General features: G+C 42.3%; 13 protein-coding genes. 6 read left to right on the forward strand and 7 right to left on the reverse strand.

What is annotated here, in order from left to right; genetic code table 11:
- Nucleotides 1–186 precede the first annotated feature (186 nt).
- From J5A55_RS12115 to hisS, 3 genes are all read left to right on the forward strand, one after another.
- Nucleotides 187–693, forward strand: coding sequence for a Fur family transcriptional regulator (locus J5A55_RS12115; protein ID WP_004382005.1), 507 nt, complete (start codon nucleotides 187–189; stop codon nucleotides 691–693).
- Entirely contained in the window at nucleotides 690–1964 is a 1275-nt protein-coding gene (locus J5A55_RS12120) for an adenylosuccinate synthase (RefSeq protein ID WP_004382004.1), read from the forward strand. Before J5A55_RS12115 ends, J5A55_RS12120 begins: the two co-directional genes overlap by 4 nt.
- Nucleotides 1965–2153: 189 nt before the next feature.
- Nucleotides 2154–3515 carry a histidine--tRNA ligase gene (gene hisS, locus J5A55_RS12125; protein WP_004382002.1) on the forward strand — a complete coding sequence of 454 codons (1362 nt, stop codon included), beginning with the start codon at nucleotides 2154–2156 and terminating at the stop codon, nucleotides 3513–3515.
- Between the two features lie 632 nt (nucleotides 3516–4147).
- Here the strand turns inward: hisS and J5A55_RS12130 are convergent.
- Nucleotides 4148–5356, reverse strand: a complete 1209-nt coding sequence (locus J5A55_RS12130) for an L-serine ammonia-lyase (RefSeq protein ID WP_004381999.1) — start codon at nucleotides 5354–5356, stop codon at nucleotides 4148–4150.
- A gap of 311 nt (nucleotides 5357–5667) precedes the next feature.
- Between J5A55_RS12130 and J5A55_RS12135 the strand changes: the two genes are divergently transcribed.
- The 3 genes from J5A55_RS12135 to J5A55_RS12145 all read left to right on the forward strand — a co-directional run bounded on the left by J5A55_RS12135 (nucleotide 5668) and on the right by J5A55_RS12145 (nucleotide 7817).
- Nucleotides 5668–6336, forward strand: a complete 669-nt coding sequence (locus J5A55_RS12135; RefSeq protein ID WP_004381998.1) for a DUF4230 domain-containing protein — start codon at nucleotides 5668–5670, stop codon at nucleotides 6334–6336.
- Nucleotides 6337–7044 carry a DUF4230 domain-containing protein gene (locus tag J5A55_RS12140; protein ID WP_004381997.1) on the forward strand — a complete coding sequence of 236 codons (708 nt, stop codon included), beginning with the start codon at nucleotides 6337–6339 and terminating at the stop codon, nucleotides 7042–7044.
- A 191-nt stretch (nucleotides 7045–7235) separates the two neighbouring features.
- A complete protein-coding gene (locus J5A55_RS12145; RefSeq protein WP_004381996.1) occupies nucleotides 7236–7817 on the forward strand; it encodes a DUF417 family protein in 582 nt (193 codons plus the stop codon).
- A gap of 255 nt (nucleotides 7818–8072) precedes the next feature.
- Here J5A55_RS12145 and J5A55_RS12150 read toward each other — a convergent pair whose 3' ends face one another.
- From J5A55_RS12150 to J5A55_RS12175, 6 genes are all read right to left on the reverse strand, one after another.
- Complete coding sequence (locus J5A55_RS12150; RefSeq protein WP_004381995.1) at nucleotides 8073–8507, reverse strand: hypothetical protein; 435 nt, start codon at nucleotides 8505–8507, stop codon at nucleotides 8073–8075.
- A 232-nt stretch (nucleotides 8508–8739) separates the two neighbouring features.
- Nucleotides 8740–10008, reverse strand: a complete 1269-nt coding sequence (gene nqrF / locus J5A55_RS12155) for an NADH:ubiquinone reductase (Na(+)-transporting) subunit F (RefSeq protein ID WP_004381994.1) — start codon at nucleotides 10006–10008, stop codon at nucleotides 8740–8742.
- Nucleotides 10009–10015: 7 nt separating this feature from the next.
- Complete coding sequence (gene nqrE / locus J5A55_RS12160) at nucleotides 10016–10642, reverse strand: NADH:ubiquinone reductase (Na(+)-transporting) subunit E (RefSeq protein ID WP_004381993.1); 627 nt, start codon at nucleotides 10640–10642, stop codon at nucleotides 10016–10018.
- A gap of 2 nt (nucleotides 10643–10644) precedes the next feature.
- Nucleotides 10645–11274, reverse strand: coding sequence for an NADH:ubiquinone reductase (Na(+)-transporting) subunit D (locus tag J5A55_RS12165; protein ID WP_004381992.1), 630 nt, complete (start codon nucleotides 11272–11274; stop codon nucleotides 10645–10647).
- Nucleotides 11275–11303: 29 nt separating this feature from the next.
- On the reverse strand, nucleotides 11304–12017 hold the full coding sequence (gene nqrC, locus J5A55_RS12170; RefSeq protein ID WP_004381991.1) for an NADH:ubiquinone reductase (Na(+)-transporting) subunit C: 714 nt from the start codon (nucleotides 12015–12017) through the stop codon (nucleotides 11304–11306).
- Nucleotides 12018–12034: 17 nt separating this feature from the next.
- Complete coding sequence (locus J5A55_RS12175; protein WP_004381990.1) at nucleotides 12035–13186, reverse strand: NADH:ubiquinone reductase (Na(+)-transporting) subunit B; 1152 nt, start codon at nucleotides 13184–13186, stop codon at nucleotides 12035–12037.
- Nucleotides 13187–13434: the final 248 nt, after the last annotated feature.

Raw genomic sequence — 13434 nt, forward strand, 5'->3', positions numbered from 1 at the left:
TAACCATCAACTATATTAAACCATAATAGGCACTGTCATAGATAAGCCTCATCGTAGAGGAACTCACCATATATCAGTGCTCATAAGAGTTATAGTCATTCCGCAACCCTTTAACTTTTTTTTATTACCACATAATAGTTATATCATTTAAAAATACTAACTTTGTGCGAATTTAATCAGTTAGTTGTGACTAAAGACATAGTCAAGAAAAGAGTTCGAGATATTCTGGATGAGTACCTCGAAGCGAATAATCATCGCAAGACATCAGAGCGGTATGCCATTCTTGATGCGGTGTATGACATGAAAGGGCATTTCTCTTTAGAAGAGTTGGGTACAGAACTTGAGGCAAGGAACTTTCGTGTATCCCGTGCAACACTGTACAATACAATGCGCCTGTTCATAGAATTGCGCCTTGTTGTTCGACATCGTTTCATCGGACAAACCAAGTATGAGGCTTGTTACGATAATGAAGATCATATCCACCAGATATGTACTGTCTGTGGAACAGTGACTGAAGTTGAATCTCCGGAGATCACTGAGGCGATTAAGAACACTAAGTTTCATCGGTTCCGCAGAGATGGTTTCTCCTTATATATATATGGTATATGCTCTCGTTGCCAGGCTGTTCTGTCACGTCAGAAGAGCAAGTTCTTAACCCAAAAGCAAGGTAAAAACTCACATAAAAGCAAATGAACACAGGTAAAGTTGATGTCCTGTTGGGTCTCCAATGGGGTGATGAAGGTAAAGGAAAGGTCGTAGATGTGCTCACACCACATTATGATGTTATTGCCCGTTTTCAGGGTGGTCCTAATGCTGGACATACGCTTGAATTCGAGGGAGAGAAGTATGTTTTGCGTTCCATTCCATCGGGTATCTTCCAGGGAGGAAAGGTCAACATCATTGGCAATGGAGTGGTATTGGCTCCAGATCTCTTTATGGGAGAAGCAAAGGACTTAGAGCTTAGTGGGCACCCACTTAAGCAACGCTTGCGCATCTCAAAGAAGGCTCATCTCATCATGCCTACCCATCGCATCCTTGACAGAGCATACGAGGCTGCAAAGGGAAAGGATAAGGTTGGCACAACTGGAAAAGGTATTGGTCCTACCTACACAGATAAGGTTAGCCGTAATGGATTGCGTGTTGGTGATATCTTATGTGACTTTGAGCGCAAATATACGGAGCACAAGGAACGTCACATGAAGATGTTGGCAGCATTGGGCTGGACTGACTTTGAGGGTTTTGAAGAGACCGAGAAGCTATGGATGGAAGGTATTGAGTACATGAAAGAGTTTGAGTTCATCGACTCAGAACATGTAATCAATCACCTATTGCGTGACGGTAAGAACATTCTTTGCGAAGGTGCTCAAGGAACGATGCTTGACGTCGACTTCGGTTCTTATCCATTTGTTACTTCATCCAATACTATATGTGCCGGAGCTTGCACGGGATTAGGTATTGGACCTAATAAGATAGGTAATGTCTATGGCATTATGAAGGCTTACTGCACTCGAGTTGGTGCTGGTCCATTCCCAACAGAGCTGTTTGATGAGACTGGAAAGAAGATCCGTGACCTTGGTCATGAGTATGGTGCTGTAACTGGAAGAGAGCGTCGTTGCGGTTGGATAGACCTTGTTCAGCTTCGTTACTCAGTAATGGTTGATGGTGTGACAGAGCTTATTATGATGAAGAGTGACGTACTTGATACCTTCGAAACCATCAAGGCTTGTGTTGCATACGAGCTTCCTGACGGTACGCAAACACAGGATTTCCCATACGAGATAGACGATGTTAAGCCTGTCTATAAGGAGTTCCGTGGCTGGAAGAAGGATATGACTCAATGTCGCTCAGCAGCAGAGTTTCCACAGGAGTTCCGCGATTATGTTGCTTTCTTGGAGGAGTATCTTGAGACAAAAATCGGTATTATCTCTATCGGTCCTGACCGCGAGCAGACAATCGTTTTATAATCAATATAGGAACAAAAGAATTTTGAATAGTTAAGAGAATAAGGTTGTTAGGGAAGTAAAAGAACAAGGATATAAGGTCATTAGATGGTTCTCTCCTCTATAACTGACAATATCGTTTCTTTCACTTCTCTATCTCTTTTGACGCTCTTAACTCCTTTTTTATATTTAGAAGAATAACAATAACAGACAATGGCAAATAAACCTTCCATCCCAAAGGGCACCCGTGACTTCGGACCAGAGGAGATGGCAAAACGTAACTACATATTCGATACTATCAAAAGTGTCTATGCTTTGTATGGATTTCAGCAGATTGAGACACCTGCCATGGAGACTTTACACACCTTAATGGGCAAGTATGGCGATGAAGGAGACAAACTCCTCTTTAAGGTGTTGAACTCTGGTGACTATCTGAAGTCGGTTAGTGACGATGAATTAAAGGAGCGTAACACGTTGAAGATGCAAACGAAACTATGCGAGAAGGGACTTCGTTACGATCTTACAGTCCCCTTCGCACGCTATGTAGTCATGCATCGTGAAGAATTACAGTTGCCTTTCAAGCGTTATCAGATACAACCAGTATGGCGTGCCGATCGCCCACAAAAGGGTCGTTATCGTGAGTTTTACCAGTGTGATGCCGATGTTGTAGGTTCTGACTCACTATTAAATGAGGTGGAACTAATGCAGATTGTGGACACAGTCTTCACCAAGTTGGGAGTGAGAGTACAGATAAAGATTAACAATAGAAAGATTCTCACGGGTATTGCCGAGGTGATTGGTGAGAAGGATAAGATTGTTGATATCACTGTTGCCATTGATAAGCTCGATAAGATAGGACTTGAGAATGTAAACGAAGAGTTGCGTGCTGATGGTATATCAGAGGATGCTATTGCTAAGTTGCAACCTATCATTAAGTTAGAAGGAACCAACGAAGAGAAGTTAGCAGTAATTGCGGAAGCCTTGAAGGAGAGTGAGACTGGACTAAAGGGAGTTGAGGAAACACGCTTTATCCTTGATATGTTGAAGACGTCCGGACTAAAGAATGAGATACAACTCGACCTTACCTTGGCACGAGGACTTAATTATTACACTGGCGCCATATTTGAGGTTAAGGCGTTAGATGTGCAGATTGGATCTATTACTGGTGGTGGTCGATATGACAATCTCACGGGTATCTTCGGTATGCCAGGGCTCTCTGGCGTTGGTATCAGCTTTGGTGCTGACCGCATATATGACGTTTTGAACACCTTAGACCTTTATCCAAAAGAGAGTGTACAAGGCACTCAATTACTCTTTATCAACTTCGGTGAGCAGGAGACAGCATACTGTCTTCCAATCGTAGCAGCCGCTCGTCGTACGGGTATTCGCACCGAGATGTTCCCCGATAAAGCAAAGATGAAGAAGCAGATGAGCTATGCGAATGCAAAGAACATCGGTTTCGTGGCTCTTGCTGGAGAGTCGGAAATGAAAGAGGGAAAGGTTACTTTGAAGAATATGACTACTGGTGAACAAACGCTTGTAACGCCAGAAGAGTTGATAGCGAGGGTAAAGTAATAAAGAGGAAAAGCCTCACCCCCGTCAACAACCAGCCTCACCCCCGCCCCCTCTCCGAATGGAGAGAGGAGTAGATAGCATTATTTGCAAACAAAGAGGGCGTTTCTTCGATGTGAAGAGACGCCCTTTTCATTGCAAGGAAACGCCCTCTTCAAAGCGAAGAAGGCGTTTCTTTAATTAAAGATAATGTCACAAGGTAGGGACAGACGCCCTCGTCTGTCCGCCAGAACACAACCAGCGAAAGCCTCCCCAAGCCCCTCAAAAGGAGAAGATGTTGCCTGACGGGATGATACATAGGGGTAAATGGGAGGACAGACGAGGGCGTCTGTCCCTACTTTGAAGCCTCACCCCCTTTCCCCTCTCCGAATGGAGAGGGGCGTGAATACTCCCATTTACATGTACGCCAATACCTGACAGATACAGAGGTAATAGTATTTTAAAATGAAAGAAACGCCTTCTTTCAATCGAAGAGGGCGTTTCCTTGCAATGAAAAGGGCATCTCTTCATCTCGAAGAAACGCCCTCTTTGTTTGCTAATAGTAGTATTTACTCCCCTCTCCATTCGGAGAGGGGCTGGGGGTGAGGCTCCTTCTCTCCCCTTGGGGGAGGCTGGGTGGGGCTTACGTCCTCGTCTTATACCTGATAATCCTTCGCTAATCCACCCTCACTCGTCTCTTTGTACAATGACGGGATATCGTGTCCTGTCTGCTTCATCACCTCTACAACCCTATCAAAAGATACACGGTGACTACCATCACTAAACGATGCGTAGAGTTGAGCATCTAATGCTCTACAGGCTGCAAAGGCGTTACGCTCAATACAAGGAATCTGTACTAAACCACAAACTGGGTCGCAGGTCATTCCCAAATGGTGCTCAAGTCCCATCTCCGCAGCATATTCAATCTGTGACGGACTACCACCGAATAGCTGGCAAGAAGCAGCTGATGCCATAGCACAAGCAACCCCCACCTCACCTTGACAACCTACTTCCGCTCCTGATATAGACGCATTATATTTCACAATGTTACCAAAGAGTCCTGCCGTTGCAAGGGCATGTAAGATCTTTGTCTCTGTAAAGTCATGCCCCTTGGAGAGGTGATAAAGCACCGCTGGAACTACTCCGCACGCACCGCAAGTAGGTGCTGTAACAATCGTACCGTTCGATGCGTTCTCTTCACTCACCGCCAAGGCGTAGGCATAAACCATACCGCGACTCTGTAAGGAAGGCTTATAACCACGTGCTTTGATATAATAAGTTGGAGCTTTACGAGCCAAATTCAATGGACCAGGCAATGCCCCTTCGCTATCCAATCCACGCTCAACAGCCGCCTGCATAGTATGCCACACTTCACGAAGATAGTCCCAGAAATCATCATCCTCACACTGCTTTACATATTCCCAATAGCCCCTTCCGTGATGTTCGCACCATGCTTGAATATCCTTCAGAGTATGCAGATCATACACTTCTGGATGTTTGAAGTAATCATCCGTAGCCTTTCCTTCCGATAGCGCGCCACCTCCGACACTATAAACAATCCATTCTTCAATTTCCTCCCCAGCCTCATTATAAGCCCTAAACTCCATCCCGTTGGGATGATAGGGCAAGAAGATGCTTGGTTGCCAGATGATGTTAACAGGTGCAATGGGCTTTAGCACATCGATAATCGCCTTATCCGTCATGTGCCCCTTGCCTGTTGCTGCCAAACTGCCATACAACGTTACCTCAAAACGTGACGCCTCCGAGTGACGCTCGGCAAAGATGATTGCAGCGCGCTGAGGCCCCATCGTATGGCTACTGGATGGACCTTTTCCTATTCTAAAGATTTCCTTGAGTGACTCCATTGACTATTATCCTCAATACTTCAAACTATGATTTTTAAAGGTGCAAAAGTACGAAAAAAAAGGCAATGAGATGCTGGTAACATCTAAAAAACACACTTCCTCAATTAAAATTCATAATTGGGAAAGGATAATGAATTGACTGGTTGACAAGGAAACAGGGACTCTGAAAAGTAAAAAGGTAAAAGAGTAAAAAGGTAAAAGAGTTGTGTCTACTCGCCAACGCATTAATACGTCAACTTAAACTAATTATTATTTTGAATGAAAAGAGACAACTATTTTTTGTATCTTTGCGGTGTTTAACAACGAAGAAGATGAAGAGAATAATTCCTATAATTGCTTTACTGGTTCTCACATTGGGGGCTTGTAAGAACAAGAACACTGATGATGGTGCAACCAATAAGGCTCTCGATACAATACCGATGTTGGTCACGCAGGTACAAGAATGCTCCCGACTCTATACGACAGAATACCATATTCATAAGATTATCACGCACGATGACGAGATGAAAGTGTCTGGTTCGTTTATGAAAAAAGACTTCAGTGTGAACCTGCCATTGGGTGAACGCCGCATTGCCATCCCCATGACGGCGACGATAAAAGCGTATATTGATCTCTCATCGTTCGACGCGAAGAACGTGCAACGCCATGGGAAGCAGATTATTATCACACTTCCTGACCCTAAGATTGTACTTACTTCGACTAAAATAGACCATCAGGAAGTAAAGAAATATGTAGCTTTAACACGGCAGAACTTCTCTGATGCTGAACTAACTAACTATGAGGCGCAAGGCAGGAAAGAGATTCTTAATGCTATCCCACAGATGGGAATTATTGAAGAAGCACAGAAGAGTGCTGCCCGGCAGTTGGTTCCTATCTTCACACAACTTGGTTATAAAGATTCCGATGTGACGATTTCTTTCCGCAAGAAGTTTACCATCAATGATATACGTAACTTTATTGAAGCTAACAAGGAGGACTAAATGATGGAAGAGAAAACGCCTATGAACAAGTTACCCAAGGCTCATCAGCAAGAAAAGAAAGGGCAAAAGATGGTTGATTTCATCACAAAGAAGAAGAAAGCAATAGGTTGTCTGTTGCTTCTCGGAGTCTTTGTTATTATCTTCATTGGTGCTTTCTCATGGTTGAATGCGTCCAATGAGATTGGTATAAAAACTGACAATAAGATTGACATAACGCCTACTCGCATACAAGAAATACAAGACATCGGACAGTGGGAGTTCCTTTCTATCAATGATGAGGAACTCATTGACACCATTAATCATGGTTTCTTTTCCGACGACGAACTGGTAAGAATCTATTACGGAACGATTCGCATGGGAATAGACCTGCATCACGCAGAACCGCAATGGCTGCAAGTTGAGGATGACAGTATCGTAGTTGCCAAGCTACCTCCTATCGAACTCTTGGACAGAAACTTCATTGATGAAGCGCACACACGCTCGTTCTTTGAGAAAGGAAATTGGTCATCAGCCGACCGCGAAGCCCTTTATCGACGTGCATATAACAAGATGATAGCACGCTGCATGACGCCTGCAAATATCAAGATAGCCGAAGAGAATGCACGCGAACAGTTCACTCAATTCCTAAAGGCAATGGGTTATAAGAATGTGAAAGTGACGTTATCTGCTCCACAAAGCCCGAAGTCGTTGATGCAAAAAGAGGGATAGGAATTAACGTTCAAGCACTCACCTCTTTTACACATCAGGGTTAGCTATCATCCTCTTACAGCATGATTACATACCATGAATGCGGTATTTTTTGTAATAAATACAACTTCTTTCGTTTTAATTGGGCAAAAGTATATATCTTTGCAGGCGTTAAAAGAATATTTATCAATTAATTAAAAGGTTAAGAATCTATGAATAAGATCACAGCACTGGTGCATACAGTACTTGAGATTGCAGCCTCAATTAAGGGCGTGGGAATTAATTTTATACGTATTGCGATATTCATTATCTTCGTATGGATAGGCGGTTTGAAGTTCTGGAACTATGAGGCAGAAGGAATCGTTCCATTCGTTGCTAACAGTCCGTTTATGAGCTTCTTTTATACGAAAGATGCGCCTGAATACAAGGATTATAAGCTAAAGGAAGGTGAGTTCGATAAGGTTAAACACGAGTGGCACGAGGCTAACAACACTTATACCTTCTCACATGGTTTGGGTATTGCAATTATGACTTTCGGTATCTTGACATTATTAGGTATATGGTTTCCAAAGGTTGGTTTCGTTGGTACGGGGTTAGTCATCTTAATGACTTTAGGTACTCTGTCGTTCCTTGTCACAACGCCCGAAGCATGGGTACCCGACCTTGGTAGTGGCGAACATGGATTCCCGTTATTGACAGGTGCAGGGCGATTAGTAATCAAGGATGTCTGTATTTTAGCATCCGCGGTAGTAGTCTTATCAGATTGTGCACAGCGTATCTTAAAACGCAAGTAGGTAATATCTTATATTGCCTGACTAAAGAGTTTAATTATAATAGAAAGTGTGTCGGATGCTAAATCAGCATTTTGGCACACTTTCTTGTCTTGTATCTGCAATAAAGATTTACACGACTACACTCATTGAAACACATCGAAAGGTTCTAAATTATAAAACAGATGTGTTCGATATTACCAATGCCTCCAAATAAGTTTTAGATATTTCATCCTCATAAAGATAAATTACAGAAACTGATAGTACCGCTATGAAGTATTAAAATGTACAAATAGAATCCCAAAAGAAACGGCTTTTCAACACATAACCAACAATACCACGTACTGTTTGAACCTTATAATAGTTATTAACAACACCAAGACAACGATAACAATCAGGTAAGTCGCCTTGGGGTGTCACTATAATTGCTAGAACTTTAGACTTCCTCGGTTGCTGATAAACAAGAACCTTTTCAAAATTAGGAATAACAAAACCCTGTCCCTTCACAGCCCTGTACACAATAACACGAGCTTTCGTCTTAGAAATCCAAAAATCGTCTTGCACTTCACAATGATACATTGTCTTCGATTCACCTAAGTAACGAGCTTCTATGCCTCCCTTGCCTATTACGACTTTGCCAGATTGTGCATGAGCGCAAATTGTCATCAATGACAGACACAGAAATATGTTAGCTTTAATCAAAAGATTCTTCATAATTATGACTCTTTATTTATAAACTAAATTCTTTGTAAGCATTATCTATTCAAATTAAAAGAGAAAGTTCTTTGGATGATGATACCACAATAGAACTTTACCGACCGATGAAAAAAGCGCACATAACCTTTTCTACAAATCAAGAAACGGAGATACTCACATGGAGTCATCCCTATTTTTAAAAAGCATGTCCTATGACTTACTTCACAGAACATGCTTTATCAGTTTTAAATTATCCGAAGTTATCGTACATAATTGCGTCCTTTTCAACACCAAGACTATCGAGATAATCGGTAACAGTCTTAATAAGCATTGGAGGTCCACATAGGTAATACTCGCAATCCTCAGGTGCCTCGTGATCTTTCAAGTACTCATCACGAATGCAATTAACTGCAAAACCAGTGTAATACTTCACACCTGCAGCATCAGCAACAGGGTCTGGTCGGTCAAGAGAAAGGTGGAAATGGAAGTTTGGATATTCCTTTTCAAGCTCCCAGAAATCCTCCAAGAAGAAGGCCTCACCCAATGCACGAGCACCATAGAAGAAGTGCATCTCACGATCACGAGTGTGTAAGGTCTTTGTCATGTGCATGATCTGCGCACGCAAAGGAGCCATACCAGCACCACCACCAATCCATATCATCTCCTTACCTGAGGTGAAGTTAGGATGGAAGTCACCGTATGGTCCACTCATCATAACCTTATCTCCTGGCTTAAGTGAGAAAATGTAAGATGAACCAATACCTGTTGGTACATCTTGGAAACCTACTTGTGGACGTGGGAGGAATGGGGTTGAAGCAATACGAACCGTCAATGTGATGATGTCACCCTCAGCTGGATAGTTCGCCATGGAATAGGCACGCACTGTCTCTTCAGGGTTGTGAGCCTTTAGAGAAAGGATGTTAAACTTCTTCCATGTACCGATATATTCCTCACCAATATCATTCTTATCGAAATCCTTGTCATAGTCAATGCAATCGTATGCAGGGATCTTGATCTGTGCATAAGAGCCTGGAATAAAGTCCATGTGTTCGCCTGGAGGCAATGCAACCTTGAACTCCTTTATGAAGGAAGAAACGTTCTTGTTAGAGATAACTGTACACTCCCATTCCTTAACGCCCATGACAGATTCAGGTACTTTGAGTGACATATCACCCTTTACCTTACACTGGCATCCAAGGCGCCAATGATCCTTTATCTCCTTACGACTGAAGTGTGGACGTTCAGAATCGAGTATCTCGCCACCGCCTTCAACTACCTGTACCTTACATTGACCACAGCTAGCCTTTCCACCGCAGGCAGATGGAAGGAAGACACCATTCTCATTCAGTGTAGCCATAACCGAGCTACCCTGATCAACAGTCATCTGCTTGTCACCATTAATAGTTATCGTCACTTTCCCACTTGGACTGAGATACTTTTTAGCCACAAGCAGCAGAATCACTAATACAAGGATAGTGATCAAGAATACTATAATACTTGTTGTTATGAATTGTCCCATTGTTTACTTAGATTTTAAGACCAGAGAAGCACATCATTGCCATAGCCATCAGTCCTACTGTGATAAACGTGATACCAAGTCCCTGCAAAGGCTTTGGTACATCTGAATACTCCATCTTCTCACGGATAGCACCCATTGCCACGATAGCCAAAGTCCAGCCCAAACCAGAACCAAGACCATAAATGAGAGCATCCCAGAAAGAGCCGATATATTGTGTACTTGATGGATCAAGACCTATACGCTGTTGCATGAAAAGCGATGCTCCCATGATAGCACAATTCACTGCAATCAATGGTAAGAAGATACCCAAAGCACCATAGAGAGAAGGAGAATACCTCTCTACTGCCATTTCAACTATCTGAACGATACCTGCAATGACTGCGATAAAGAGGATAAAACTAAGGTAGGTCAAGTCGACACCATCAGCTAAACAATCAGGTCCGAGAACCTTTGTTAATAGTAGATAATTGACTGGTGTCGTAACGAGCAATACGAATGTTACGGCTGCTCCAAGACCTAATGACGTTTTCACACTCTTTGATACAGCAAGGTAAGAACACATACCGAGGAAGAATGCGAAAATCATATTGTCCACAAAGATGGACCGGAAGAATAAACTAATAAGATGTTCCATAATTACTTCTTGTCTTCTTTATAGAAATATGAACGATGAATCCAAATAACACAACCAAGTAGGATGAGCGCCATTGCCGGCATTGTCATCATACCATTATCCATATAGCCTGCATCATAAAGACTCTGTGGGAGAATCTTGAAACCAAGCAATGATCCACGACCGAAGAACTCTCGGAAAGCACCAACGATAACGAGGATCATAGCATACCCCAAGCCGTTTCCGATGCCATCAAGGAAACTAGGCCAAGGCTTATTAGTCATGGCAAAAGCTTCTAAGCGACCCATAAGAATACAGTTGGTAATAATCAAGCCGACATAGACAGAGAGCTGTACACTAACATCATAAGCTACTGCTTTGAGGATTTGACTTACGATGGTTACAAGTGCAGCAACAACCACCAACTGTACAATGATACGGATACGATTAGGGATTGTGTTGCGGATGAGTGAAATAATAACATTGGAGAAAGCTGTAATGATGGTCACAGCAAGCCCCATAACAATTGCTGGCTTCAACTGTGAAGTTACAGCAAGTGCAGAACAGATACCGAGTACCTGAACCATAATTGGGTTATCCAGATTCAGCGGATTACTGAACACTTCTCTATTTTGCTTTGAGAATAAATCCATTTTCTTATCGTTCTAAAAGATTATGAATGTTATTTGCTTGTCAGGAATTTAACGTAAGGTTGAAGTCCACCTTTATCTGAATGGAACATCTCTGTCACACCATTACTGGTAAGTGTAGCACCAGTAACGGCATCGACTTGTGTCTTTGGATCTTCTATCTTCTTCTCCACAGACAAGGCAATCTTCTGATTGTTATCATCAGTAAAGAGCTTCTTTCCCTTGAACTTAGCTTGCCAGTCAGCATTGTCTTTTATTTCTGCTCCAAGACCAGCTGTCTCACTCTCATGATTAAAATAAGCTCCAAAGATAGTTTTCTTATCGCCATTAATAGCAATAAAGCCATTGATAGGTCCCCAAAGGCCATTACCATAGACAGGAATGACATACTTAACCTCTCCATTTACCTTACAACGGAATAAGGCGAGTTTACCTTCTTTAGCATCTTTACTATTCAGCTTAAAACCAGCATCAACGCCCCCTTGCTTACCAGCCTCAACCACTTTGCCATCGCTATTGATAATATCATCCGCAATGATAATCTTCTTCCATAGCTCAACAGCCTGTTCATTGGTCATGTTACGATCCTGATTGAGTGCAAACAAGATCTGTTTCTGCTGATCAAGCTGTACGTTAGCATCCTGCATTGGTTTTAATGCTTGGAATACAAAGGCAAGTAAGAAAGCCACTATCAGCACGAGGATGATAGAATAGGTAATTGTATAAGAATTACTATTTGTTTTCATTTCTTTCTCCTCCTTATTTATTTAGCACGCTTTGCACGCTTGCTGATGTTTGACTGAACTACACAATAATCAATAAGTGGTGCAAACATATTACCAAAGAGGATGGCGAGCATCATACCCTCTGGATAGCCTGGATTCAACACACGGATAATGATAGCCATTGCACCAATGAAGAATCCATAGAACCACTTACCAGTCTCTGTACGAGCAGAGGTAACTGGGTCGGTTGCCATAAAGACTGCACCAAAACAGAAGCCACCAAGTACGAGGTGCTCATACCAGTGGATTGGCGTTGCACCACTTGATTGGAAGATAAGCCCCATGACTGTTCCACCGATAAAGACACTTAACATTGTCTTCCAACTTGCAATATTGGTCCATAAAAGAATGATAGCACCTATTGCAATGGCAATAACAGATGTCTCACCGACAGAGCCAGGGATCAATCCTATGATCATATCGTTCAGATTGTGACCAATGTGAGTACCTTGTGCAATTTGCCCAAGTGGGGTTGCCATAGTGAAGCCATCAGGCAAGGTGTAACCAAGCCCAAAGATAGAATCCTTTGCTACCCATATACTATCGCCAGTCATCTTACTTGGATAAGAGAAGAAGAGGAATGCACGTGCAGCCAATGCAACGTTAAAGATATTCATACCTGTTCCACCGAAGATTTCCTTCGTGAAGATAACAGCAAAGGCTACTGCAAGCACAAGAATCCAAAGTGGTGTGGTCACAGGAATAATCAATGGAATCAGAATACCTGACACAAGATAACCTTCCTGAATTTCCTCACCCTTCCACTGTGCCCAAGCAAACTCAATGCCCAGACCGACAATGTAAGACACAAGAATCTTTGGCAACAGGGCAAGCATACCATAGAGGAACATTCCCCAGCAGGTAGCATCAGCCAGCTTACCAGCTGCTAAAGCGTTCTGATAGCCGATATTATACATACCGAAGAGCATAGCTGGTACCAACGAAAGTACTACTATACTCATTATTCGCTTCGAGTCAATAGCGTCATGGATGGATACACCGCTCTTTGATGTCTCGTTAGGAACATAAAGGAACGTCTCGAAACCATCGAAGACACTCTTGAAAGCGTGAAGCTTTCCGCCCTCTTCAAAGTTCGGGCGTATCTTATCGAGATAATTTCTTAAACTCATAATACTTTTATTATAGGGTTCTTAAAGTCCAAAGTTTCAGTTTCCAAATTGTTACAAAGCATTTGTAATGCTATTACAAGTTAGCTGTAATGTTATTACAAGCATTTTGTAATGTTACTACAAAGCATTTGTAATGCACTCATCAAGCATGGTTTACATCCTTTTACGTCTATAACAGCTGATGGAATTATCATTAATAACACTCTGAGAAACTTCATTTAAAACTATAGTTAAAGTTATTGTGGGCT

Origin of the sequence: Prevotella veroralis (genome assembly GCF_018127765.1) — a bacterium.
Taxonomy (GTDB): domain Bacteria; phylum Bacteroidota; class Bacteroidia; order Bacteroidales; family Bacteroidaceae; genus Prevotella; species Prevotella veroralis.